The sequence below is a fragment of the Actinomadura meyerae genome, from assembly GCF_900188445.1.
GTDB classification, from domain to species: domain Bacteria; phylum Actinomycetota; class Actinomycetes; order Streptosporangiales; family Streptosporangiaceae; genus Spirillospora; species Spirillospora meyerae.
This window is the reverse complement of sequence record NZ_FZOR01000005.1, coordinates 60,679-81,601: the sequence shown is the minus strand read 5'-3', so window position 1 is coordinate 81,601 and position 20,923 is coordinate 60,679. Positions and strand designations below refer to the sequence as shown.

21 protein-coding genes and 1 tRNA gene are annotated in these 20,923 nt (G+C 71.5%); 16 read left to right on the top strand and 6 right to left on the bottom strand.

Going from position 1 to position 20,923, the window contains the following annotated elements:
* Positions 1-102 precede the first annotated feature (102 nt).
* From CHF16_RS07390 to CHF16_RS07365, 6 genes are all read left to right on the top strand, one after another.
* Entirely contained in the window at positions 103-1,695 is a 1,593-nt protein-coding gene (locus CHF16_RS07390) for a S8 family peptidase (protein ID WP_245868276.1), read from the top strand.
* 131 nt (positions 1,696-1,826) lie between these two features.
* The gene (locus tag CHF16_RS07385) at positions 1,827-2,417 is read left to right on the top strand and encodes a permease-like cell division protein FtsX (protein ID WP_089325164.1); all 591 of its coding nucleotides are present in this window, start codon (positions 1,827-1,829) and stop codon (positions 2,415-2,417) included.
* A 47-nt stretch (positions 2,418-2,464) separates the two neighbouring features.
* The gene (locus tag CHF16_RS07380; RefSeq protein ID WP_089325163.1) at positions 2,465-2,944 is read left to right on the top strand and encodes a low molecular weight protein-tyrosine-phosphatase; all 480 of its coding nucleotides are present in this window, start codon (positions 2,465-2,467) and stop codon (positions 2,942-2,944) included.
* Positions 2,945-3,787 carry a fructosamine kinase family protein gene (locus CHF16_RS07375; protein WP_089325162.1) on the top strand — a complete coding sequence of 281 codons (843 nt, stop codon included), beginning with the start codon at positions 2,945-2,947 and terminating at the stop codon, positions 3,785-3,787.
* Positions 3,788-3,963: 176 nt separating this feature from the next.
* The gene (locus CHF16_RS07370; RefSeq protein WP_143227903.1) at positions 3,964-4,959 is read left to right on the top strand and encodes a hypothetical protein; all 996 of its coding nucleotides are present in this window, start codon (positions 3,964-3,966) and stop codon (positions 4,957-4,959) included.
* A gap of 63 nt (positions 4,960-5,022) precedes the next feature.
* Positions 5,023-5,871, top strand: coding sequence for a PSP1 domain-containing protein (locus CHF16_RS07365; protein WP_089325344.1), 849 nt, complete (start codon positions 5,023-5,025; stop codon positions 5,869-5,871).
* Between the two features lie 26 nt (positions 5,872-5,897).
* On the opposite strand, the gene nhaA is transcribed toward CHF16_RS07365, so the two are convergent.
* Complete coding sequence (nhaA, locus tag CHF16_RS07360) at positions 5,898-7,787, bottom strand: Na+/H+ antiporter NhaA (protein WP_089325160.1); 1,890 nt, start codon at positions 7,785-7,787, stop codon at positions 5,898-5,900.
* Between the two features lie 222 nt (positions 7,788-8,009).
* Here nhaA and CHF16_RS07355 point away from each other — a divergent pair, with 222 nt between their 5' ends.
* Together CHF16_RS07355 and CHF16_RS07350 are read left to right on the top strand one after the other, a co-directional pair.
* The gene (locus CHF16_RS07355) at positions 8,010-8,675 is read left to right on the top strand and encodes a S1 family peptidase (RefSeq protein WP_089325159.1); all 666 of its coding nucleotides are present in this window, start codon (positions 8,010-8,012) and stop codon (positions 8,673-8,675) included.
* Positions 8,676-8,734: 59 nt separating this feature from the next.
* Positions 8,735-9,556, top strand: a complete 822-nt coding sequence (locus CHF16_RS07350; protein WP_089325158.1) for a GNAT family N-acetyltransferase — start codon at positions 8,735-8,737, stop codon at positions 9,554-9,556.
* Here the strand turns inward: CHF16_RS07350 and CHF16_RS07345 are convergent.
* Together CHF16_RS07345 and CHF16_RS07340 are read right to left on the bottom strand one after the other, a co-directional pair.
* Positions 9,526-10,620 carry a fatty acid desaturase family protein gene (locus CHF16_RS07345; RefSeq protein ID WP_089325157.1) on the bottom strand — a complete coding sequence of 365 codons (1,095 nt, stop codon included), beginning with the start codon at positions 10,618-10,620 and terminating at the stop codon, positions 9,526-9,528. The genes CHF16_RS07350 and CHF16_RS07345 overlap by 31 nt on opposite strands.
* A gap of 15 nt (positions 10,621-10,635) precedes the next feature.
* A complete protein-coding gene (locus CHF16_RS07340; protein ID WP_245868275.1) occupies positions 10,636-11,724 on the bottom strand; it encodes a ferredoxin reductase in 1,089 nt (362 codons plus the stop codon).
* A gap of 205 nt (positions 11,725-11,929) precedes the next feature.
* Here CHF16_RS07340 and CHF16_RS07335 point away from each other — a divergent pair, with 205 nt between their 5' ends.
* The 7 genes from CHF16_RS07335 (at position 11,930) to CHF16_RS07310 (ending at position 18,027) form a co-directional block, all read left to right on the top strand.
* Positions 11,930-13,099 (top strand): efflux RND transporter periplasmic adaptor subunit, encoded by a 1,170-nt coding sequence (locus CHF16_RS07335; RefSeq protein ID WP_089325342.1) that lies wholly within the window; start codon positions 11,930-11,932, stop codon positions 13,097-13,099.
* On the top strand, positions 13,096-13,848 hold the full coding sequence (locus tag CHF16_RS07330) for an ABC transporter ATP-binding protein (RefSeq protein WP_089325156.1): 753 nt from the start codon (positions 13,096-13,098) through the stop codon (positions 13,846-13,848). Before CHF16_RS07335 ends, CHF16_RS07330 begins: the two co-directional genes overlap by 4 nt.
* The gene (locus CHF16_RS07325; RefSeq protein ID WP_089325155.1) at positions 13,845-15,125 is read left to right on the top strand and encodes an ABC transporter permease; all 1,281 of its coding nucleotides are present in this window, start codon (positions 13,845-13,847) and stop codon (positions 15,123-15,125) included. Before CHF16_RS07330 ends, CHF16_RS07325 begins: the two co-directional genes overlap by 4 nt.
* Positions 15,126-15,141: 16 nt before the next feature.
* Entirely contained in the window at positions 15,142-15,777 is a 636-nt protein-coding gene (locus tag CHF16_RS07320; RefSeq protein ID WP_089325154.1) for a DUF5666 domain-containing protein, read from the top strand.
* 25 nt (positions 15,778-15,802) lie between these two features.
* Positions 15,803-16,189 (top strand): hypothetical protein, encoded by a 387-nt coding sequence (locus CHF16_RS39325; protein WP_143227902.1) that lies wholly within the window; start codon positions 15,803-15,805, stop codon positions 16,187-16,189.
* 183 nt (positions 16,190-16,372) lie between these two features.
* Positions 16,373-17,890, top strand: a complete 1,518-nt coding sequence (locus CHF16_RS07315; RefSeq protein WP_089325153.1) for an alpha/beta hydrolase — start codon at positions 16,373-16,375, stop codon at positions 17,888-17,890.
* 64 nt (positions 17,891-17,954) lie between these two features.
* Positions 17,955-18,027: transfer RNA gene (locus CHF16_RS07310), tRNA-Thr, on the top strand.
* A gap of 68 nt (positions 18,028-18,095) precedes the next feature.
* On the opposite strand, the gene CHF16_RS07305 is transcribed toward CHF16_RS07310, so the two are convergent.
* A complete protein-coding gene (locus CHF16_RS07305) occupies positions 18,096-18,617 on the bottom strand; it encodes a hypothetical protein (protein ID WP_245868274.1) in 522 nt (173 codons plus the stop codon).
* Between the two features lie 374 nt (positions 18,618-18,991).
* On the opposite strand from CHF16_RS07305, the gene CHF16_RS07300 reads away from it, so the two are divergent.
* A complete protein-coding gene (locus CHF16_RS07300) occupies positions 18,992-19,324 on the top strand; it encodes a DUF6247 family protein (RefSeq protein WP_089325341.1) in 333 nt (110 codons plus the stop codon).
* A gap of 214 nt (positions 19,325-19,538) precedes the next feature.
* Here the strand turns inward: CHF16_RS07300 and CHF16_RS07295 are convergent, their stop codons facing one another.
* Complete coding sequence (locus tag CHF16_RS07295; protein WP_089325152.1) at positions 19,539-19,796, bottom strand: hypothetical protein; 258 nt, start codon at positions 19,794-19,796, stop codon at positions 19,539-19,541.
* A 274-nt stretch (positions 19,797-20,070) separates the two neighbouring features.
* On the bottom strand, positions 20,071-20,916 hold the full coding sequence (locus CHF16_RS07290; RefSeq protein WP_218826567.1) for a class I SAM-dependent methyltransferase: 846 nt from the start codon (positions 20,914-20,916) through the stop codon (positions 20,071-20,073).
* Positions 20,917-20,923 lie beyond the last annotated feature (7 nt).

The following is a 20,923-nucleotide window of genomic DNA, read 5'->3' as shown; positions in this document are numbered from 1 at the left end:
TTGCGGCGAGCCTTGATTTCCGCCGCGTGCGCCGTCGCCACCATGGCGGCTCTCGCGGTCCCAGCGTCAGCGGAACCGAAACCAGCGCCGGCGAAGGGTGAGGTGTCGGAGTACGTCGTCCTCTACAAGGAACGCGTCTCTCCCGGGCAGGCCCAGCGCGCGGTGCGCGCGGCCGGCGGCAAGGTCGTCCACGAGAACCGCGATGTGGGCGTCGCGACGGTGCGCTCCGACAACCCCGAGTTCATCCGCGCGGCGATGCGCCAGCGCGCGGTGGAGGGCGTCGCGCACAACCGCGTCATCGGCCAGGCCCCGAAGGCGAAGAAGGCGGCTCCGAAGGTCGAGCGGCTGACCGGCACCAAGAGCCGGGTCGCGCTGACCGGCGCCCCGTCCAAGGACACCGAGCCCCTCGCCGATCTGCAGTGGGACATGAAGCAGATCCACGCGACGGCGGACGGCTCGTACAAGAAGGAGCCGGGCGACAAGCGCGTGCTGGTCGGCGTCCTCGACACCGGTGTGGACGGCGACCACCCCGACATCAAGCCGAACTTCAACCGCGCGCTCAGCCGGAACTTCACCACCGACATCCCGACGGACGCCAACGGCAACGAGGTCGACGGCCCCTGCGAGTTCAAGTCGTGCGTCGACCCCAACGACTGGGACGACAACGACCACGGCACGCACGTCGCGTCCACGATCGCCTCGCCCCGCAACGGGCTCGGCATCGCGGGCGTCGCGCCGAACGTGTCGATCGTGAACCTGCGCGTCGGCCAGGACTCCGGGTACTTCTTCCTGCAGCCGACCGTCGACGGCCTCACCTACGCGGCCAAGCACGGCATCGACGTGGTCAACATGTCGTACTACATCGACCCGTGGCTGTGGAACTGCGGCAACAACCCGGCCGACAGCCCCGAAGAGCAGCTTGAGCAGCGCACCATCATCACGGCGGCGCAGCGCGCCCTGAACTTCGCGCACGACCGGGGCGTCACGCTGATCTCGGCGGCGGGCAACGACTTCGTCGACTACACGAAGACGAACACCGACGACTCCAGCCCCGACTTCCCGTCCACGCCGGGCGAGGAGCCGCACGACCGGACGGTCCCGGCGAGCTGCGTGTCGATGCCGTCCGAGGGCGAGCACGTCATCCCGATCTCGGCGACCGGCCCGTCCACCCGCAAGTCGTACTACAGCAGCTTCGGCAACGGGTACGTCGCGGTGGCGGCGCCCGGCGGCGACAAGGTCGACACCGCCGACCAGCGCGCGGACGACAAGGCCGGCATCTGGGCCGCGTACCCCGAGCGGCTCGCGAAGGAGCGCGGCGAGCTGAACGCGGACGGCACGCCGAAGGTGCCGTACATCATCCGCAGCTGCAAGGGCGACGACTGCGCCTACTACCAGTCGCTGCAGGGCACCTCGATGGCGTCGCCGCACGCCGTCGGCGTCGCGGCGCTGATCGTCAGCCGGTACGGCCAGCGGGACCACCGCAACGGCGGCCTGACGCTGAGCCCGAACAAGGTGGAGCAGGTGCTGCGCGGCACGGCGACCGCCAAGGAATGCCCGAGCCCGCGGACCGTCGAGTACGTCTGGTACACCTCGGCGGGCAAGCAGACCTCGACGCAGACCTGTGAGGGCTCGAAGGAGCAGAACGGGTTCTTCGGCAACGGCATCGTGGACGCGCTGAACGCCGTCCGCCGCTGACGCCGCCGCTCGACCCACCCCGGGACGCGACCCCCGGCCACCCGGCCGGGGGTCGTGTTCCGTTCAGGGACGGAATCACCTATAGATGGACTCGCCCATAATCGCCGCCATACCGCACGGGAGGACGAACGGTGAGCGACCCCGGAGAGCCCCGCTCTGACGCACGGCACGACGACGAGGGCGGGGAGGGCTTACCGCCGGTCCAGCCGGTCCAGCCGGTCCCGCCGGTGGTTCCGGGGCGGCCGGGCAGGGCTCCGGCGCGTCCGGTCCTCATCGTGGCCGCGGCCGCGGCGGCACTGATCCTGACCGTTGGCGCGGGCATCGGCGGGTGGTTCCTGATGCGGGACGCCTCCGAGAAGGGTTCGACCTCCGACCCGCAGGAGCGCGACGTGGCGGTGTTCTTCTGCGCCGCCAGCTCCAGCAACCCCGACTGCGGCCACCGGGACGCCGAGCAGGCGCAGAAGGACGCGGTCAGGAAGCGCCTGCGGGAGATGAACGGCGTCATGATCGTCAAGTACGAGTCCAAGGAACAGGCGTACGAGAACTTCAAGAAGACGTTCGCCGACCGCAAGGACCTCCTGGACGGCGCCTCCCCGGGTGACATCCCCGACTCCTTCCGCGTGCACGTCACCGACATCGGGGTGGCGAAGGCGGTGAAGTCGCAGTTCGAGGGCACTCCCGGCGTGGACGCCGTCGTGATCAGCACCCTCGGCAAGGCGTGACGGCGCCGTCTTCGTTGAAGGACGCCGTCCTCGGGCATGATGGGGCCATGCCGTACCGCGTCACGTTCGTCTGCACGGGCAACATCTGCCGCTCCCCGATGGCCGAGGCGGTCCTGCGCCACCACGTCGAGGAGGAGGGCCTGGACGTCGAGGTCGACAGCTCCGGTACCGGCGGCTGGCATGTGGGCGACGGCGCCGACGAGCGGACGGTCGCGGCGCTGGAGCGGGCCGGCTACCGGTCGGCGCACATCGCGCGGCAGTTCGAGCCGTCCTGGTTCGGCCGGTACGACCTGATCCTGGCGCTGGACGGCGGGCACCTGGCGGCGCTGCGCTCGATGGCGCCGGACGAGGAGGCGCGCGGCAAGATCCGCCTGCTGCGCGAGTTCGACCCGGACGCGGCCGGCGACCTGGACGTCCCCGACCCGTACTACAGCGGGCGCGAGGAGTTCGACCTGGTCCTGGGGCAGGTCGAGGCGGCGATGCCGGGCCTCCTGGAGGAGATCCGCGCCGCGCTCAAGGAGGGCTGAGTGCGCGACCGGCTGGAGCGCCTCCTCGGCACCGGGGTCTCGGACGTGCGCGACCTCGGCTCCAGCCATTCCTGGACGCTGCACCGGGCGTCCCTCGCGGACGGCCGCGAGGTGTTCGTGAAGGCCGCCGACGACCAGCCGGGGGTGTTCGCGGCGGAGGCGGCGGGGCTCCGGTGGCTGGGCGAGGCGGGGCCCGGGACGCCCGTCCCGGAGGTGCTCGCCGCCGACGACCGGATGCTCGTCCTGCCGTGGCTGCCGTCGGCGGCGCCGTCCCGCGACGCCGCCGAGCGGTTCGGACGCGAGCTGGCCGCCCTGCACACCGGGAACCGCCCGGACGCCTACGGGGCGCCCTGGGACGGCTTCATCGCCGACCTCCCGCTCGACAACACCCCCGACGACGGCGGCTGGCCGCGCTGGTACGCCGAGCGCCGCCTCGAACCGTTCCTCCGCCTCGGGGCCCGGCACCTGTCGGAGGGCGACGTCCGCCTGGTCGAGCGGGTGATGGCGGAGATCGAGGAGCTGGCCGGGCCGCCGGAGCCGCCGTCCCGGATCCACGGCGACCTGTGGTCCGGGAACGTCCAGTGGACGGACGGCCGGGCGCTGCTCATCGACCCGGCCGCGCACGGCGGGCACCGGGAGACCGACCTCGCGATGATGGCGCTCTTCGGCACGCCGCACCTCGACACGGTCCTGGCCGCCTACGACGAGGCGGCGCCGCTCGCGGACGGCTGGCGCGCCCGCGTCCCGCTGCACCAGCTCCATCCGCTGCTGGTCCACGTGGCGCTGTTCGGCGCCTCGTACCGGTCGTCGCTGGTGGACGCCGCGCGCGCGTCCCTCGGCTGAGCGACGGCAAGCTCTCTGTAGCCAGATACCGCTCGTTGGTTACGCTTCGTGATGACGCTGTGGTGCTCGCCGGGCGGCTGCCGTTCGGCGTCGATGTGGTAACTCCCGCTTCATGGGTTTTTGTGCGCCTGTAGATGAGATAGAAACGACGCGGTGACCCACGCGTGGAGAGGCAGGTGCACGGCGTACCCATGGACGACGGCAGGCGCGACGACTCGGGGATGAGGCTCGGCTCATGGAAGAGCCTGGCTCCGCTCGCCGCGGCCGCGGCCGCGGCGCTGTTCATCGGCGGCGGTGTCGACCTGGCGCACAACCGCCAGGAGGCCGCGGACGAGGAGCGCGAGGCCAAGCCGGCCGCCGCCGCCAAGGCCGACCCGACCGAACCCCGCTTCGTCGTCGGCGTCACCGCGCGCGGGACGGCGCTGCTCGTCCGCGACGTGCGCACCGGCGCCAACGTGGGCCTGCCGGTGGCTCCGCCGCGGGGCCGGGTCTTCCACCGCGTCGCCGCCGCGAAGGACGGCTCGTACATCGTCGCGTCCTACGGCGACCGCACCGTCACCTTCCAGCGCCTCCACCTGAACGACGACGGGCACCCGCACGACCTGAAGGACATCCCGAAGGCGACCGTCCCCGGCACCTCCACCGCCTGGTCGGACATCGCCGTCTCCGGCGACCAGGTCGCCTACGTGACGTACTCGGGCAAGCGGGGCCGCGTGACGGTGCTGTCCCTGCGCAGCGGCACCAGCAAGACCTGGACGACGAAGTCCCCGGGCCGGGTCGACAGCCTCTCCTGGTCCGGTGCCTCACTGTCGTTCGTCTGGACGCCCGTCGGCTCGGCCAAGAGCCAGCTCCGCACGCTCGACACCAGCGGCGCCGAAGGCAACCTGAAGGCCAGCAAGGCCGTCATGACGCTGCCCAAGGGCAGTTCCAACGCGGTCGTCCACGGCAAGACCGTCATCACCGGGGCGGTCGCGAAGTCGCAGCTGACCGTCCAGACGTTCACCCTCGCGGGCAAGCCGGTGAAGGTGCTGTGGAAGCAGCAGGCGGCGGGCCCGGTGACCGACATCGACACGGCCGTCACCGGCGAGACGGTCATGGTCACCGCCGGAGACCTGTACGCGCAGGGCCTCCCGGCCGTCCCCGCGGAGGACCTCGCCGACGCCACCTGGTGACGCACGCGCCCGGACGGCTAACGTGGAGCAACGGAACCGGGCGAACGGAGCGAAACCGTGGGCATGGTGATGGCCGTCAGCTTCACCCGTTACGGCCGCCTGTACTACCTCGACCCGGGCCCGCACACCCCGAAGGTCGGCGACAAGGTCCTCGTCCCGACCGAGTCGGGCCCGGAGGTCGCCGAGTGCGTGTGGGCGCCCCAGTGGGTGTCCGACGACATCGAGGGGCTGCCCGAGTGCGCGGGCCCCGCCACCGAGGAGCACCTCGCCCGCGACGAGACCAACCGCCGCCGCCGCGCCGAGGGCCGCTCGATCGCCAAGCGCCTCATCCGCAAGCACGAGCTGCCGATGAAGGTCATCGGCGTCGACTACCTCGACCACGACAACGTCTTCAAGATCTACTTCACCGCACCGCACCGGGTCGACTTCCGCGCCCTCGTCCGCGACCTGGCCCGCGGCATCAAGGCCCGCGTCGAGCTCCGCCAGGTCGGCCCCCGCGACGAGGCGCGCCTCCAGGGCGGCATCGGCCCCTGCGGCCGCGACCTGTGCTGCGCCACCTTCCTCAAGGACTTCGAGCCCGTCTCCGTCCGCATGGCGAAGGAGCAGGACCTCCCCGTCAACCCGCTCCGCATCGCCGGAGCCTGCGGCCGCCTCATGTGCTGCCTGAAGTACGAGCACCCGCTCTACATGGAGTTCAAGGAGAAGGCCCCGCGGCTGGGGTCGCGCGTCAGCACGCCCGAGGGCGAGGGCCAGGTCATCGGCTACAACGTCCCCGGCGACCGGGTGACGGTGAAGGTGGGATCGCGCCGCTGCTCCTGCCCGTCCGCCTCGGTGTGCTCGCCCCGTCAGCAGCACGACGCCATGTACAACGGGGACGTCCCGGACGCCCCCGAAACGGGGTCAGGAGCGTAGCCCCGGAGCGTAGGCCCGAGGCGAGGTCAGGAGCGCAGGGCGATCGTCTTGCGGGCGGTCTTGACGGCCGCGGAGAGGGCCGTGATGTCGTAGGCGCCGATGTGGCGGCGGCCGTTGACGAAGAAGGTCGGGGTACCGGAGACGCCGCTCAGGTCGGCGGACTCGATGTCCTCGGCGATGTGGTCGATGCTCCGGTTCCCGCGCACGTCGGCGCGGAACCGGTCGAGGTCGAGGCCGAGCTCGCTCGCGTAGCGGATGAGGTCCTTCGGCTGCAGCTCGTCCTGGTGCATCAGGAGCAGGTCGTGCATCTCCCAGAACGCGCCCTGCGCGGCCGCGGCCTCCGCCACCTGCGCCGCGAGCTGCGCCTGCGGGTGGACGTCGGTGAGCGGCAGGTGCCGCCACACGTACCGGACGTCCCCGTAGTCGGCGAGCAGCTCCCGGATGACGTCCTCCGCCTGACCGCAGTAGGGGCATTCGAAGTCGCCGTACTCGACGACGGTGACCGGGGCGCGGGCGGGGCCGCGGATGTGGTCGCGCGTCTCGTCGACCGGCGCGGCCAGGTCGATGATCGTCTCCGCCGTCCCGAGGAGGGCGCGCAACCGCCAGGTCGCGGGCAGCAGCCTGGTCGCGCGGACGACGAGCCAGGTGAGGACCGTGGCGCCCAGCGCGGCCATCAGGATGCCGATCTTCGCCTCCTCCAGCCGCGTCCCGGTGAAGGTGATCGTCGCGATCAGCAGCGCCACGGTGAACCCGACGCCGGCGACGGCGCCGCCGCCGCCGACCGCCGCCCAGCCGACCGGCGGCCGCAGCCGGCCCCGGCTCAGCCAGGTGACCAGCCAGGACAGGCCGACGAGGCCGATCGGCTTCCCGGCGACGTAGCCGACCAGGATGCCGAGAGTGACCGGGGAGGTGAACGCGCGGCCGAGGAAGTCGCCGCTGATGGCGATCCCGGCGTTGGCGAGCGCGAACAGCGGGACGATGACGTAGCTCGTCCACGGGTGGATCAGCAGTTGCAGCCGGTCGTTCGGCGAGATCGCCGCCGCCACGAGCGTCTGCGCCGACCGCGCGTACTCCGGCGTCGGCTGCTCCCGGAACAGCCGGAAGACCTCGGACGCGCGCTCCAGGTCGCTGCGCGCCGCCGGATGCGCGTACGTCAGCAGGCCCATCGCCAGCCCGATGACCACCGGCTCCACCCCGGACGACTCCAGCGCCAGCCACGCGCCCACGCCCAGCAGCACGTAGAGGCCGGTCTGTCGGCTGCCGGTGGCGCGGAGCGCGACGACGGCGGCGAACACGCCGAGCGCCGCCAGCAGCGACGCGACGTGCACCTCCTCGCTGTAGAAGATCGCGATGACCGCGAGCGCGACGACGTCGTCCACCACGGTCGCGGTGAGCAGGAACGCGCGCAGCCGGGCCGGGAAGCGCCGCCCGACCAGCGCCAGCACCCCGAGCGCGAACGCGGTGTCGGTCGACATCGCGATGCCCCAGCCGTGCGCGGTGTCCTGCCCGGCGTTGAAGACCAGGTAGATCGCGACCGGCACCGCCAGGCCGCCGAGCCCGGCGGCGAGCGGCAGCGCGAGCCGCCGCCGGTCGCGCAGCTCGCCCACGTCGAACTCGCGCCGCGCCTCCAGCCCGACGACGAAGAAGAACACCGTCATCAGGCCGCCGTTGATCCAGTCGCGCAGGTCCCGCGTGATGCCGTTGCCGCCGACGGTGACGGACGCGTCCATCGTCCACAGCCGCTCGTAGGAGCCCGCGTCCACGTTCGCCCAGAGGAGCGCTCCGAGCGTCGCGGTCAGCAGCACCACGGCGCCGCCGGTCTCGGTGCGCAGGAACTCCCGCAGCGGGGTCCGCAGGCTCCGTGCCCAGGCGGTCCGCCCGGCGTACGACCCGGACTCGTCCCTACTTTCGGTCATCCTGGAATCCTCACCCGCGCCGGTTCCCGTCCGTCCCATGGAATGGTCTGGAGAACCCACACGAGGTCATGGTGACTCCACGACCACCCTCCCACCTGGGGTGATCGAGATTCTGATGGACGGCCCCCGTGAACCTTGGCACCTTCGTCCCCTTGCCGCGCAGGCCGGTCCTACGCACTATTCCGGGGAGCCACCGACCTGGGCTCCCACAGGAGGTTCGTGATGCGCCGCTTGTTCACCATGGCCGTGATATCGGCCGTTCTGACCGTCTTCGCCCCCGCCGCCCATGCCACCACCACTGCGCCCGCCGCCGCGCCGAGTGCCGAAGGCGGGCAGGCGGTCTACGGGGGCAACGGGGCCCGCTGCACGCTGGGCTTCAACGTCCGCCAGAACGGCACCTACTACTTCCTCACGGCGGGCGGCTGCGCGCAGGTCGGGCTGACCATCTACGCCGACGCGGGGCTGACCACGGAACTCGGCACCGTCGTCTCGGTCACCAATGTCGCCGTCGCGCTCGTCCGGTACGTCGAGCCGCAGGTGGAGCGGCCCGGCAGCGTCCTCCTCCACCCCGGCTCCCAGGACATCACGTCGGCGGGCAACCCGGTCATCGGCCAGCGCGTGTGCCGCAGCAGCCCCACCACCGGCGTCCGGTGCGGGACGGTGACGGCGCTCAACGTCACCATCCGCTTCCCCGAGGGGACGGTCACCGGCCTGGCTCAGACGACCGTCTGCACCGAACCCGGCGACACCGCGGGCGCCCCTTATTTCTCAGGCACCACCGCCCTCGGCCTGGGCATCGGCGGCATCGGCGACTGCGCCAGCGGAGGCTCGTCCTTCTTCCAGCCGATCAACCCGATCCTCTCCGCCTACGGAGTCTCCGTCTACTGAAGGCAGGGACGACCGTAATTCGGTTGTGGACGCCGCCGGTGCCGCCCTAGCGTCCGCTCATGGACGATGCTGTGCGGTTGCTGGGGATCGATGAACTCGGCGCCTGCCAGCGTCTCGCGGAGGACCGCGAGTGGGGGCCTGAGGAACGCAAGTGGCGGTTCCTGTTCTCGGTGGGCGACGTCTACGGCATCGACGACGGCGACGGAGGGCTCGCCGGGACGGTGGTGTCCACCCCCTACGGCAAGGACGTCGCGGCCATCAGCATGGTGCTGGTCGCCAAGCGCTTCGAGCGGCGCGGCCTAGGCGGACGGCTGATGCGCCATGCGATGGACAACGCGGGCACGGCCAGCCTGTGCCTGACGGCCACGGAGTACGGGCGTCCTCTATATGAGCGCCTTGGGTTCCGCGCCGTGGGCCTGTGCACGACGTACAAGGGCGAGTGGGACGGGCCGTCCAGCCAAGGTGTGTCCGCACCGGTGGAGGCAGGCGATCTGCCCGCTGTGCACAAGCTCGACACCGAGGTGTTCGGCGCCGACAGGTCGCAGGTGGTCCAGGGCCTGGCGGAGTTCTGCGAGACGCTGCGAGTCGTCCGGGACGAGAACGGCGTGGTGGGCTACGGCGGCGCGTGGTGGAACGACGGCCGGGCCGTCGTCGGCCCCGTCATCGCGCAGGACGCCGGCACCGCGCTCGCGCTGGTGGAGGAGGTCGCCCCCAGGGGCCCGATCCGTCTCGACATCGACCACCGGCACCCGGAGCTGATCGCGTGGGCGGAGGACCACGGCCTCCGCCTCGCCTTCACCACCACGGTCATGGAGTACGGCGCCCCGATCGCGAACGACCCGTCCCGCCTCTACCTGCCGGTCGCCCAGGCCCTCGGCTGACGCCGGCGCCGCTCCGCCGGCGGCAGCGCGTACTTGAAGATCTTCTTCCAGGTGCTCGTGACCTGCTTCGACAGGGAGCCCGTGTGGTACGGCAGGTCGTACTTCTCGCACAGCGCGCGGATGCGCGGGGCGATCTCGGCGTAGCGGTTGCTCGGCATGTCGGGGAACAGGTGGTGCTCGATCTGGTGGCTGAGGTTCCCCGTCATCAGGTGGAACAGGGGCCCGCCGGTGATGTTCGCCGAGCCGCACAGCTGCCGGACGTACCACTCGCCCTTCGTTTCGCCGTCCAGGCGGTCCTTGGCGAAGACGTCGACGTCGCCGGGGAAGTGGCCGCAGAAGATGATCATGTGGGCCCAGACGTTGCGGGCCACGTTGGCGGTGAAGTTCGCGGCCAGCGTGGACAGGAACTGCGGGCCGCTGAGCAGCGGGAAAGCCACGTAGTCCTTGCCCCACTGGCGGGCGATCTTGCGGCCGATCTGGCGCAGCTTCTCCTTGGTGACCTCCGGGTCGACCTTCCCCGCCAGGACCTTGCCCGTCTCCAGGTCGTGGACCGCCACCCCGTACTCGAAGAACATCGCGAGCAGCAGGTTGTAGAGGGGCTGCGGAAGGTGGGCGGGGCTCCACTTCTGCTCGGGCGCGACGCGCAGGATGCCGTAGCCGACGTCGTTGTCCTTGCCGATCACGTTCGTATAGGTGTGGTGGACGAAGTTGTGCGAGTGCTTCCACTGCTCGGCGGGCGAGACGTTGTCCCACTCCCAGGTCGTCGAGTGGATCTTCGGGTCGCGCATCCAGTCCCACTGGCCGTGCATGACGTTGTGCCCGATCTCCATGTTCTCCAGGATCTTCGCGACGGTGAGCGTCGCGGTCCCGGCGACCCAGGCGGGCGGCACCGAGGAGGCCATCAGCAGCGCCCGGCCGGTGATCTCCAGGCCGCGCTGCCAGCGGATCACCCGGCGGATGTAGGACGCGTCGCGCTCGCCCAGCGCCGACATGATCTCCTCGCGGAGCGCGTCCAGCTCGGCGGCGATGGCGTCGTGGTCCGCGGCCGTCAGATGGTCGGTCATGAGTCCTCCAGAGCCTCAGAGGTCGATTTCCACGGGGCCGGCGGCCGCCGAGACGCAGGTCTGGACGATCTCGCCCTCCTCGCCGTGCACCCGGCCGGTGCGCAGGTCCCGCACCTGTCCGGAGCGCAGCGGGCCGACGCAGCTGTAGCAGATGCCCATCCGGCAGCCGCTCGGCAGCAGCGCGCCCGCGTTCTCGCCGGCGACCAGGAGCGGCGTGCTCCCGTCGGCGTCCGCTTCTACGCCGCTCCTGGTGAACGTGATGCGCCCGCCCTCGCCGCCGCCCTGCAGGACGGTCCGGAACCGCTCGACGCGCAGGCGGCTGGGGATCCCTGCGGCGTCCCAGTGCGCCGCGAGGTCGTCGAGCATCGCGCCGGGGCCGCAGGCCCAGGTCTCGCGCTCCGCCCAGTCGGGGCAGACGTCCGCCAGTTCGGACGGCTTGAGCCTGCCCTCGCTGGACGTGTGCCGCTCGTGCAGGTCGATACCGGCCATCGCGCGGAGTTCGGCGCCGAAGATGACGTCGCCGGCCGTCCGGTCGGAGTGCAGGACGACGATGTCGGCGCCGCCGCGCTCGCGCTCGCCGGTGAGGGCGCGGAGCATGGCCATGACCGGGGTGATCCCGCTTCCGGCCGTGATGAAGAGCAGCTTGCGGGGGAGCGGCGACGGGAGCACGAACTCGCCGTCCGCCGGGGCCAGGTGGACGAGCGCGCCGGGACGGATCTCGTGCACGAGGTGCGCGGACACGAACCCGTCGCGCGCGGCCTTGACGGTGACGGTGATCCGCCCGTCCGGCCGGGGCGGGGACGACAGCGAGAACGTCCGCCAGTGCCGGACGCCGCCGATGTCCGCGCCGATCCTGACCCACTGGCCCGGCCGGTGCCCCCGCCAGGCCCGGCCGGGCCTGATCACGAGCGTCGCCGCGCCGGGCGCCTCGTGCCGCACGGCCTCGACGCGTCCGCGCGGGTCGGTCGCGGACCACAGCGGGTTGACCAGGCCGAGGTAGTCCTCGGGCAGCAGCGGGGTGGTGAGGAGCCGGGCGGCCTCCGCGAGCCGGAGCCGCCGCCGGTTCGCGCCCGCGCCCGGGCGTGATCGGGCAGCACTGATCACATTGCCTCCTGCCGGCCGGTAACTTACGTTCGCGTAACCTACGGTCGCGTAGGCAGGCGGCGGCTTTCAAGGCGTTCGGCGGCAAAGCGATAGGAATCACACCATCGCGGGATGTTTCATTAGTTGATGTAACGAAGCATCTCTCTCATCCGTTTCTCACTCACGGCTCACGAGAGCCACATGCGTGCGCACGAGCATCACCTCCATGAATCGGCCGTTTCAGCGCCGGACGCTGCTCGTCAACGGCGCGCTCGGCGTGCTGCTCGTCGCGGGCGCCGGCACCGCGTACCTCACGCTCGGCGACGGAGGCGACGGCGCCGCCGCGTCCACCCGGGTCTCGCGCGTCGCGCGGGGCACCGTGGAATCGTCGGTTTCGGCGTCCGGCTCCGTGGAGAGCGCCCGGAGCCGCTCCCTGTCGTTCGGCGCGTCCGGCACGGTCGCCAAGATCTACGTCAAGGCGGGGGAGAAGGTCTCGGGAGGCGAGGTCCTCGCGCGCCTCGACCAGACCGAGGCGCTGGAGAACGTCAACGCCGCCAAGGCGAACCTGGCGGTCGCCGCCGCGGGCGACACCTCCTCGGAGAAGGGCTACGCAAGCTACGTCCAGGCGAAGAACGCCTACAACTCCGCATTGCGGGCTTACCAGGGGACCGTGCTGAAGGCTCCGTTCGCGGGGACGGTCACCGCCGTCAACGGGACGGTCGGCGGAAGCTCCAGCGGCTCCGGCTCCGGCTCCTCGGGGACCGGGTCCAGTTCGGGCGGTTCCTCACCGGGTGGTTCGTCGGCCTCCTCGTCATCGGCGTCCTCGTCCGGGTCCGGCTTCATCGAGATCGCCGACACCAAGCACCTGCAGGTCAAGGGGAACTTCACCGAGGCGGACACCACCAAGCTCAAAGTGGGCCAGTCCGCGACCGTCTCGTTCGACGCGCTGACCGGCACGACCGCCACCGGTAAGGTCACCGCGATCGGGGCGTCGCCGACGACCACCGACAACGTGGTGAAGTTCCCCGCCACGATCTCGCTCGAGGACGTCCCGTCCGCGGTCCGGCTCGGCCAGACCGCGACCGTCGAGATCACCGTCGCCAGGGCGGAGGACGTCCTCTACGTCCCGAGCGCGGCGGTCCGGACGGCCGGCGGGCAGAGCACGGTGACCGCCGTCCGGGACGGCCGGCAGAGCACGGTCACGGTCGAGACCGGCGTCAAGGGCGACCAGGGCACCGAGATCAAGTCCGGGCTGGAAGAGGGCGACCAGGTCGTCGTCACGTCCACGACCGGTTCCGGGACGTCCGGCACCACCCAGCGCCAGGGGTTCCCGGGCGGCGGCGGCCCCGGGATGGGCGGCGGGCCGGGAATGGGCGGCGGGGGAGGCCGCCGATGACGCCCGCAGCCCCCGTGCTCGACCTCCGCGACGTGACGAAGGTGTACGGGACGGGCGAAACGGCCGTCCACGCCCTGCGCGGCGTCTCGCTGACCGTGGAGCGCGGCGACTACGTGGCGGTCATGGGCGCGTCCGGCTCCGGCAAGTCCACGCTGATGAACATCATCGGCTGCCTCGACGCGCCGAGCGGCGGCCGCTACCTCCTCGACGGCCGGGACGTCGCCGGGCTGGACGAGCGGAGCCTCGCGATCCTGCGCAACCGCCGCATCGGGTTCGTGTTCCAGTCCTTCAACCTCATCCCGCGGATGACCGCGCAGGCCAACGTCGAGCTCCCGCTCGCCTACGGCGGCGTCAAAGGCGCCGACCGCCGCCGCCGGGCCCTCGCCGCGCTCCGCGAGGTCGGGCTCGCCGACCGGACCCGGCACGAGCCGAACGAGCTGTCCGGCGGCCAGCAGCAGCGCGTCGCCGTCGCCCGCGCCCTCGTCACCGCGCCCGCGCTGCTGCTCGCCGACGAGCCGACCGGCGCGCTCGACAGCGGCTCCACCGCCGACGTCCTCGGCCTCTTCGACCGGCTCGCGCTCGCCGGCCGCACCATCATCGTGATCACCCACGAGGACGACGTCGCCGCGCACGCCAAACGCGTCGTCCGCCTCGTGGACGGCCGGATCGTCGAGGACGCGCGCCGCGCCCCCGTCACCGGCCCGCCGCCCGGCGCCGCCTGGACGACGGCCGCGGGAGGCGCGCGTTGAGCGTCCTCGACGTCCTGCGGTTCGCGCTGCGCGGACTGTCGGCCAACAAGCTGCGCAGCTCGCTCACCACGCTGGGCATCCTGATCGGCGTCGCCGCGGTGATCCTGCTCGTCGCGGTCGGGAACGGCTCGTCCGAGCAGATCAAGCAGAGCATCCAGCGGCTCGGCGCCGACTCGCTGACCGTCAGCCCGTCCACGACGGGCCGCGGCGGCTTCGGCGGCCCCGGGGGCTTCGGCGGCGGTCGCGGCGGTCCCGGCGGCGGCTTCGGCGGCGGTTCCGGCCAGGCCGCGGACACCGGCCCCCGCACCCAGGCCCGCGACCTCACCACGGCCGACGCCAAGGCCCTCGCCTCGGCGCGGTCGGTGAAGAGCGCGTCCCCCGTCGTGACCAGCCAGTCGGTCACCGCCGGGTACGAGGGGACGAGCGTGACGATCGGCCAGTTCGTCGGTACCACCCCGTCCTACTTCGCCGCCGCGAACAAGACCGCGGCGTCCGGCGCTCTGTTCACCGACGGGGACGTGACCGCCGCACGCAAGACCGTCGTGATCGGCAGCACGGTCGCCGCGGACCTGTTCGGACGGGTGGACCCGCTCGGCAAGAAGATCGACGTCGGCGGGATCCGGTTCACGGTCGCCGGCGTCCTCAAGGCGACGGGGTCGTCCTCGTCCTCGTTCTCCGACCCCGACAGCATCGCCGTCGCGCCGCTGCCCGCCGTCCAGGAGACCCTCACCGGCTACGGCGGCCTCGACCAGATCATCGTGCAGGCGACGGGCACCGGCGCCGTCGACACCGCCCAGGCCGAGGTCGCGGCGCTGCTCGTCCAGCGGCACGGGACCACGGACTTCAGCGTGTCGAGCCAGGCCGGCGTCCAGTCGGCGGTGAGCGAGTCGAGCCGCACGTTCACCGTCCTGCTCGGCGCCGTCGCCGCGATCAGCCTGCTCGTCGGCGGCATCGGCATCACCAACATCATGCTGGTCACCGTCACCGAGCGGACCCGCGAGATCGGCATCCGCAAGGCCATCGGCGCACCGCGCGGCGCGATCCTCGGCCAGTTCGTCGCGGAGGCCACCGTCCTCAGCCTCCTCGGCGGCCTGCTCGGCGTGCTCGCCGGGGTCGCCGGAAGCCGCTTCACGATCGCCGGCGTCGAACCCGTCCTGGTGCCGTCGTCGATCGTCCTCGCCTTGGGCGTCTCCGTCGCGATCGGCCTGTTCTTCGGCGGCTACCCCGCGTCCCGCGCCGCCCGGCTCCGCCCCATCGAGGCGCTCCGCCATGACTGACGACCGAAGGAGACCCGTGAGCCCCGAATCGTCCGGCACACCCGCCGCCAGCGGGCAAGCGCCCTCGGACGACGCCGAGCTGCTGTCCAGCTCCCCGTTCGGCGACGACCTCGACGCCACGCTGGCGGCCCGCCCGCAGCGCCGCGCCCTGCCGGGGCCGACGCTGTACCTCGCCGCCGGGATCATCCTGGTGGCGGGCTTCCTGGGCGGCGTCCAGGCGCAGAAGTGGGCCTCGGACGGCGACGGCCCGTCCGGCACCGGCCCGGCCGGAGGCTTCGCCGGCGGACGCCCCCCGGGAGGCTACGGCGGCATGCCGGGCGCCGCGGGACCCGGCGGCGCGGGACCCGGCGGGCAGGGGCCCGGCGGGCAGGGGCCCGGCGGCCTGAGCCCCGGCGGACCCGGTGGCTTCGCGGGCGGCGGTGCCGACGCCACCACCGGCACCGTCGTGAAGGTCACCGGCAGAACGCTCTACCTGCGCACGGCGTCCGGCCAGACCGTGAAGGTCGCGACCAGCGCGAAGACCAGGATCCGCATCACCGAGGACGGCGAGCTGAAGGACATCGCCTCGGGCGCCAGCGTCACCGTCCGGGGGACGAAGGCCGCGGACGGCACGGTCACCGCGACCACCGTGAACCAGGGCACGGGCCGCTGACCGGCGAAGACTGAGGAGACCTGCAATGAGACCGCACACCGCCGCGCGCTGCGCCTTGGGCGCGCTGAGCGCCGCCCTGCTGCTGTCCACCGCCGCCTGCGGAGGCGGCGACCAGGACAAGCCCGGGACCGCCGACCCGATGGCCTCGTTCCGCGCCTGCCTGGAGAAACAGGGCGTCGAACTCCCCAAGGGCGGCCCAGGCGGCCGCCCAGGTGGCCCAGGTGGCCCGGGCGGCCGCCCGTCCGGCCGCCCGTCCGACATGCCCTCGGGCCGCCCGACGGGGACGCCTCCCACTCGTCCTTCCGGGGCGCCACCCAGCGGTCGTCCGAACAGTTCGGCCAAGGACCAGAAGGCCATGCAGGCATGCGCCTCCCTGGCCCCGCAACGCGGCGGCGGCCCGGAACGACCGTAGGGACGTCCGGGCGGCCGTTCGGCCCAACGACCGCTTGGGCGCGCCATGTCCCCGCATGGCGCACGGACGGGGCCCGCGCCGCGCCACGCGGGCCCCGTCCCGGCTCAATGGTGGCCTTGCGCCGCCGCGCCGACGTAGCGTAGGCGGCGGCGTACGAGCCGCTATGACGAGACGGGGACCAGGGTGAAGGCAGCGAGGCTCATCAGCGCGGTCGCCGTGCTGGCACTGGCGGCGGCCGGATGCAGCGGCGGCGGCAGCGACGCCGACGGCGACAAGAAGGACACGCCGCCGGCGGGCGTCCCCGTGGAACTCCGCGCCTTCTACGACCAGGAACCGTCCTGGAAGTCCTGCGACAACGGCTTCGAGTGCGCGACCGTCCAGGTGCCGCTGAACTACGCCGAACCCAACGGCGCGAAGGTCGGCATCTCCGTGATCCGGCTCCCCGCCGAGGACAGGTCCGACCGGATCGGCTCCCTCCTCACCAACCCGGGCGGTCCGGGCGGCTCCGGAGTCGACTTCGTCCGCCAGGCCGCCCGCACCTTCGGGAGCGACCTGCGCCGCCGCTTCGACATCGTCGGCTTCGACCCCCGCGGCGTCGCCGCCAGCGACCCCGTCATCTGCAACACGGGCCCCGAACTCGACGAGTTCTTCGCCACCGACGCGTCCCCGGACGACCAGCAGGAGACGAAGGCCCTCGGCGCCCAGAGCGAGAAGTTCGCCCAGCGCTGCAAGACCAAGGACGCGTCCAAACTGCCCTACGTCGGCACCCTCAACGCCGCCCGCGACATGGACGTCCTCCGCGCCGCCCTGGGCGACGAGAAGCTCACCTACTACGGCGCCTCGTACGGCACCTACCTGGGAGCCTTCTACGCCGAGCAGTTCCCGAAGAACGTGCGCGCCCTCGTCCTGGACGGCGCCGTCGACCCGCAGCTCTCCTCGACCGACCTGCTGATCGAGCAGGCCAAGGGCTTCGAGACGGCCCTGCGCGCCTTCGCCGACGACTGCGTCAAGTCGGGCAACTGCCCGCTCGGCGCCACCCCCGACGCCGTCATCGCCAGGATCGAGTCCTTCCTCTCCGCCACCGACAAGAAGCCGCTCCCGAACACCCGCGACTCCCGCCAGGTCACCGAGTCCCTGGCCGTGATGGGCATCGCCAGGGCGCTCTACGTCAAGGAGTACTGGCCCGTCCTGCGCCAGGCGCTGACCCAGGCGCTGGGCGGCGACGGCACCGTCCTCCTGGCCCTTGCGGACGAGATGGTCGAACGCAAGCCCAACGGCACCTACAGCAACCAGACCGACGCCAACATGGCCGTCAACTGCGTGGACAAGCCCAACCCGTCCAACCTCGCCGAGTACAAGAAGTCCGCCGACGAGGCCAAGAAGGTCGCCCCCCGCTTCGGTCCCTTCGTCGTCTGGGGCGGCCTCCCCTGCGTCTACTGGCCCTCCCAGACCCGCCAGCAGCCGAAGCCCATCACCGCCAAGGGCGCGGCCCCCATCGTCGTCATCGGCACCGTCCGCGACCCCGCCACGCCCTACAAGTGGGCCCAGAACCTCTCAAGCCAGCTCTCCAGCGGCGTCCTCCTCACCTTCAACGGCGACGGCCACACCGCCTACCTGCAGGGCAACTCCTGCATCACCAAGGCCACCGACAACTACCTGATCACGACCGACCCGCCCAAGTCCGGAACCACATGCGGCTGAAAACCCGTGCACACCCACCCCCCGACACCCGGTAGACTTCATCCCGCCGTGCCCCGCACGGCAGGCCGCCTTAGCTCAGTCGGCAGAGCGATTCACTCGTAATGAATAGGTCGTCGGTTCGATTCCGACAGGCGGCTCCCAAGTCAAAGCCCTCTTGCGATCACCGCAAGAGGGCTTTTGCTAACGGGCCTGCTAACAGCAGCGCCTACGCCGCTCCGCTCATGACCCGAGCGAACACGTCCGCCGCAGCGACCTCGGCCAACCGGATGACGTGCGCGTAGACCCGCAGCGTCTCGACCGCCACGGCGACCTCATGCAGGACGACGTTCGCCGGTCCGAACTCGGTGTTGTAGTCGTTGCGGCCGTCCCCGAGCCGCTCGGCGACCTCACGCGCCTGCGCGAGATGCTGGTAGGCCAGGTCCGCCTGATTGAGCCGGGACGCGGCCACAGTCCGTTGCAGCGTCAGCCCGCCCCACAGCGACATCGCGTCAGGCTTGCCCTGATCGACCAGGAACCACAGTGCCTCGGCCGCCGTCCGGGCGTTCTCCTCAGCCTGGTCGAAGTGGCGCGCCCTCAGGAAGACGAACCCGAGCCGGAAGGCGCCGGCGGCCATCATCAACGCATCGCCCGCACGCTCGGCGGCCACGATGGCGCGTCCGGCGGAGATCCAGGCCGCTTCAGGCTCGCCGAGCTTGGACAGCGCTGCCGTATAAAAAGGTGCCTGCACGGGGCTTGAACAGCCGGTTGCGCATGCGTGAAGCGGGGGCCTCGCGGGCCCCCAGCCGCCCGCGGGCCGGAGGGCACGCCCGCGCGAATCCGTCTGTCACACCGGCTCGCCGTTCGCGCGGGCGCACCCTCGGGGACGGGTGCGGATGCTAACGGCAGTGCTGACAACGAGGTCGGATGACCTTGGGTGAGTCTGGACGCTCGGGAGGTTGCTGCGCTGGTCAGAGGACATGCGGGGATGAGCCTGGACAATGCTGATCTTGCCGTGGATTAGAAGACTGGTGCGCGGTGCTGGGCCTCACCGCCCTCCGACCGATCCAGGCGCAGGACGGGCCCAGGTCTGTAGGCTCTAGGTATGGGGGAGGAGGGCTTGTGATGACCGCGCAACCGCAGGACTACCCGGCAGGCGGTACGCCTGTCCCAGAGAAGAGTCTTCGTGCCATCCGGGCTGCTCTGGTGGTGCCGCAGGACCGCGACGCGTTCGACGCCGGGCTCAAGGCTGTGCTCGACGAGGTGCGCGTCAGTCTGGACTTGGGTGCCCTGAACGACTTTGTACACCTGTGGTGGCTTGCGGCCTGTGACTCGGCCAAAGACCCCGAAGGCCGGCGGCGCATGCATGCGGTGGCCGAGCGCATCCAAGCCGGAGAGACGGTTCCCAAGGGACGACCGGTGCGCGAGGTTCTCGCCGAGCGTGAGGCCCGAGGCTAGCTGTATCGGCTCATCATGACGCCGGAGGTCGAGGAGCAGGTTTCCGCCCTTCCGGACGAGGCTCTCAGCCTTTTCCGCGGGACTTCCGGTGCTCGGGCCGGCTGGTGGCATGTCCCACACGCTTGGGCATCATGCCGGGGCTGAACCTGGGACGCTTGGGGCCATCGCCGTCACCGCCGTGCGGTGGGGTGGAGCCTGATCTACGCTCCTCCCGTCAGTCCGAGGTCCGGATCTGCTCCAGGTACGTCAGAGGCTCCCGGCGGAACTCCATCAATTCCCGCAGCGCGTCCTTCTCAGCCGTGGTGATCACGACGTCCTCTTCCGACAGGGCGCCGACGAGCGTCGGGATCGCGAGGTCCCAGGCCCCGGCGCCTCCGGCGGTCAGAACGATCGGCCGGTACTTAGGGCTGATCCTGGGTGCGAGCTGGTCGGTGATCCGGCGGCTGAGCCGGTAGAAATCGATGACTTCCATGGGTCTCCCCCAGCCGTTGCGGTATGGCACGTGCCTGAGGACGGCTGTCGGGGTTGGCGGCGATGCTCTTGAACCATCCCTCGGCGGCCAGGACATCTAAGCCGCGGGTCAGCGAGGCCCCAGGACGAGAACTGCCTCCACCTCATCAGAGCGCAGCCGTCTCACCAAGGCGTGCGGGGCATGCGGCCTGTTCCGTCCGGTCCAGCCCCGCCGCGTCACCCGTCCGGAATGGATGGAAGCCGCGGCCGTGATCGACACCGTGGCGCGGGAGCGCTTACGGCTTGTGCGTTATCCAGAGCATTTCCGCTGGCCAGCGGTGGGCCCAGTCGGGCGGGTCGGTTTTGTTGTAGCCGTTGGGTGTTCCGGGCTCGGGACGCGGCTCGATGAGGTCGTCGATGATGAGGCCTGCGCCGCGTAGGGTCTTGATCCAGTCGCCGTACGTGAGCTGGTAGCTGGCCGCGCCCTGGTCTTCGGCGATGGTGTTCAGCCCGAAGTAGTCGTGGTGCAGCGTGGTGGTCACGCGGCGGGCTTCGTCGTCGTAGCAGGCTTCGAACCATGGGCTGGCGGTGTTGAACACCAGGCGCCCGCCGCGCCGCAGGACGCGTGCGGCCTGCGGGATGGCCAAGCGCGGGGGTGCCCAGCTGAGCCCGCCATGGTCGCAGAACACCAAGTCGAAGCTCTCGGCGGCGAACGGGAGCAGTTCGGCGGCGCCTTGCACCAGCGGATAGCGGGCCGCTCCCATCCCGCGGGCTGCCGCCGCGAGTTGGGCTTCGGAAAGATCCAGCCCGACCACGATGGCGCCCTCCGCGGCGAGCGACCTGGACCACTGGCCGGCTCCGCAGCCGAGTTCAAGGACGCGCTTGCCCGTAACGTCGCCCAGGGCGTTCAGGTGCGCGTCAGGGATGGCGTACATGCCCCAAAGCCGGGGCGCGGCGCCGATCTGCGGGTTGTGCTCGTGCTGGTAGGCGCGGCTGATCTGATTCCAGAACCTCCGGTTGGCAGGGATGCTGTCCACATGCCGACTCCAGCACTGCGTGCCTGCGGCGGTCAACAGGATTAGGGCACGTCCGCCTGAGAGGTGGATACGCAGGGTGATCGAGGTGCGGACGGACGCGGCCATCGCCAAC